Source organism: Mycobacterium sp. (assembly GCF_032162105.1).
GTDB lineage: Bacteria > Actinomycetota > Actinomycetes > Mycobacteriales > Mycobacteriaceae > Mycobacterium.
In genome coordinates this window covers 1-2,649 of the sequence record NZ_JAVRPS010000090.1, presented here as the reverse complement: position 1 = coordinate 2,649, position 2,649 = coordinate 1, and the positions used below count along the sequence as shown (strand labels likewise).

2 protein-coding genes are annotated in these 2,649 nt (G+C 64.1%); both read left to right on the top strand.

Annotated elements, in window-relative coordinates:
• Positions 1 to 208: 208 nt before the first annotated feature.
• Positions 209 to 646, top strand: coding sequence for a hypothetical protein (locus QOC69_RS04395; RefSeq protein ID WP_526436747.1), 438 nt, complete (start codon positions 209 to 211; stop codon positions 644 to 646).
• A 12-nt stretch (positions 647 to 658) separates the two neighbouring features.
• Positions 659 to 2,649 (top strand): MGH1-like glycoside hydrolase domain-containing protein (locus tag QOC69_RS04390; protein WP_526436745.1); only part of this gene is annotated, 1,991 nt, incomplete at its 3' end.

Below are 2,649 nucleotides of genomic sequence, written 5' to 3'. Positions count from 1 at the left end.
CTCGAGTTCGACGGCGACGTCGGCCGCTGACGTGACGACGTCTGCCCTCGGCGATAGACCCATGATGTTTCAGCGTTGGGGCGGCGGCTGCACGGGTGTATTGCGCGACACCGTCCTCTTAGGGACGTTGTCGGCGTCCACAATGACGGTGAAGGGTTCGCGCGGCACGATTCAGGAGTCATCCGATCGCACACGAGAAGGACTCCCAATGGCAGACATTGACCTGGGCGCGCAGTTCGACAAGATCTCCGACAAGGCGAAGAGCGCATCCGACAAGCTGAAGGCCGCGAACCACGCCGCCAAGGATCGGCTGGAGACGGACGCCATCAACGCTCGCGACCGCGCGACCGCGGCAGCCGATCGACTCAACGACAAGGCAGTTGACGCCAAGGACAAGGCCTCATCGCAGTGGCAGGAGATGCACGCGAAGTGGCAGGCGCACGTTGCGAAGGTGAAGTCCAACGTCAAGGACAAGCAGGACCGTCTCGACGCGGACTTCGCCGCCGACGACGCCGACCTTGCCGAAGACTATGCATTGTCGGCGATCGACTTCGCGCAGGCCACCATTGACGAAGCAGAGTCGGCGGTATGGGATGCCATGTATTCACGTGCCAGTGCGAACGCCCTCGACTCCAGCGCCCGTTGATTCGATGCCCGCGTGACGGCTGCCGCAGGCGCAGAGGGACTGCGGATCGCGAGCTTCGGTCGGCTTGACCTCGGCCTGCGGCAAGCGAGTGACTGGTACCTCTGGGGGCCTTACCTCAGTGAAAGACAGTGGGGCACAGTCCGCGAAGACTACAGCGCCGACGGCGACGCATGGAGCTATCTGCCGCATGATCACGCGCGCTCGCGCGCCTACCGTTGGGGCGAGGACGGGCTTGCGGGGTTCTGCGACATCGAGCAACGGTTGTGTTTGGCGCTGACGTTGTGGAACGGGCGTGACCCGATACTGAAGGAGAGGGCGTTCGGGCTCACCGGTGCCGAGGGCAATCACGGCGAGGACGTCAAGGAGTACTGGTGGTACCGGGATGCCGTACCCAGCCATGCCTGGAACAGCTGGCGCTACCACTATCCGCAGCGGGCATTTCCCTACCAGCAGCTGCTGGACGAGAACCGCCGACGTAGCAAGCGCGACCGCGAGTACGAGCTCCTCGACACGGGGATCTTCGACGACGACCGCTATTGGGTCGTGGACGTGCACTACGCCAAGGCCGACCCAACCGACGTGCTGATGACGATCAGCATCACCAATGCCGGGCCTGACGCCGAAGTCCTTCATGTGTTGCCGTCGCTGTGGTTTCGCAACACATGGTCGTGGGAGGACGGAGCCACGCCGCCAACGCTTTCGGCCAGTGCCGGCGGCACCGTGGCCGTCGAGCATCCGGTTCTCGGCGACCTCGAGCTGCTCACCGGGCCTGCCCCTGACGGCGAGCGGCCAGAGCTGCTGTTCTGCGAGAACGAGACGAACCTGCACCGGCTCTACGGCGACTCGTCGGGTTCGCCATGGCCTAAGGACGGCATCAACGATCACGTCGTCGGCGGGGCCGACACCGTCAACCCGCAGCGCAGTGGTACGAAATGTGCTGCTTGGTACCGGGTTTCACTGAATCCTGGTGAGACGGCCGAGCTGCGGCTGCGGTTGCGACCGGCCGCCACCGGGTTGCCCGAGGCGACCGCATTGGGGACGGATTTCACGCGGATCAATGCGCAGCGTCGCGCGGAGACCGACGAGTTCTACGGCGCGCTCACCCCGCCGCAGGCGTCGGCGGACGAGGGCGCCGTGATGCGCCAGGCCTTCGCCGGAATGTTGTGGAACAAACAGTTCTACTACTACGACGTGGCCAAGTGGCTGGATGGCGACTCAGCTCAGCCGCCGCCCCCGCCGCAGCGCAGGGCCGGCCGCAACGCCCGGTGGCGGGGCTTCGGGGCCTTCGATGTGATGTCGATGTCCGACACCTGGGAATACCCGTGGTTCGCGGCCTGGGATATGGCATTTCACTGTGTCGCGTTGGTGCACATTGATCCTGCGTTCGCGAAGTATCAGCTTTCGCTGCTGTGCCGCGAATGGTTCCAGCACCCCAACGGTGCCTTGCCCGCATACGAATGGGACTTCTCCGATGTCAACCCCCCGGTTCATGCGTGGGCAGCCCTGGAAGTCTTCGCCATCGACGGCGGACGTGACTTCGATTTCCTCAGCAGAATCTTCGACAAGCTTCTGGTGAACTTCACCTGGTGGGTGAATCGCGAAGACGCGAACGGCTCGAATGTATTCGAGGGTGGCTTCATGGGCCTGGACAACATCGGCCCCATAGATCGCTCACATCTTCCCTTCCACGGAATACTCGAGCAGTCCGATGCCACCGGCTGGATGGCCGGATACGCGTTGTCCATGGCGACGATCGCAGCGATCCTGCACGGGTCCGGTCATCGGCCCGCGCTCGACCTGGTGCAGAAATTCTTGGAGCACTTTGCCGTGATCGCGGAAGCCCTTGAGGCCGTGGGCCTTTGGGACGAGCACGACGGCTTGTACTATGACCGGATCCTGTTGCCTGACGGAGGCGCCGTGCCGGTCCGGGTGCGCTCGATGGTCGCCATGATCCCGCCGCTGGCAGCGGCGGTTGTCAACGAGGAGGCCATCAACCGGACGCT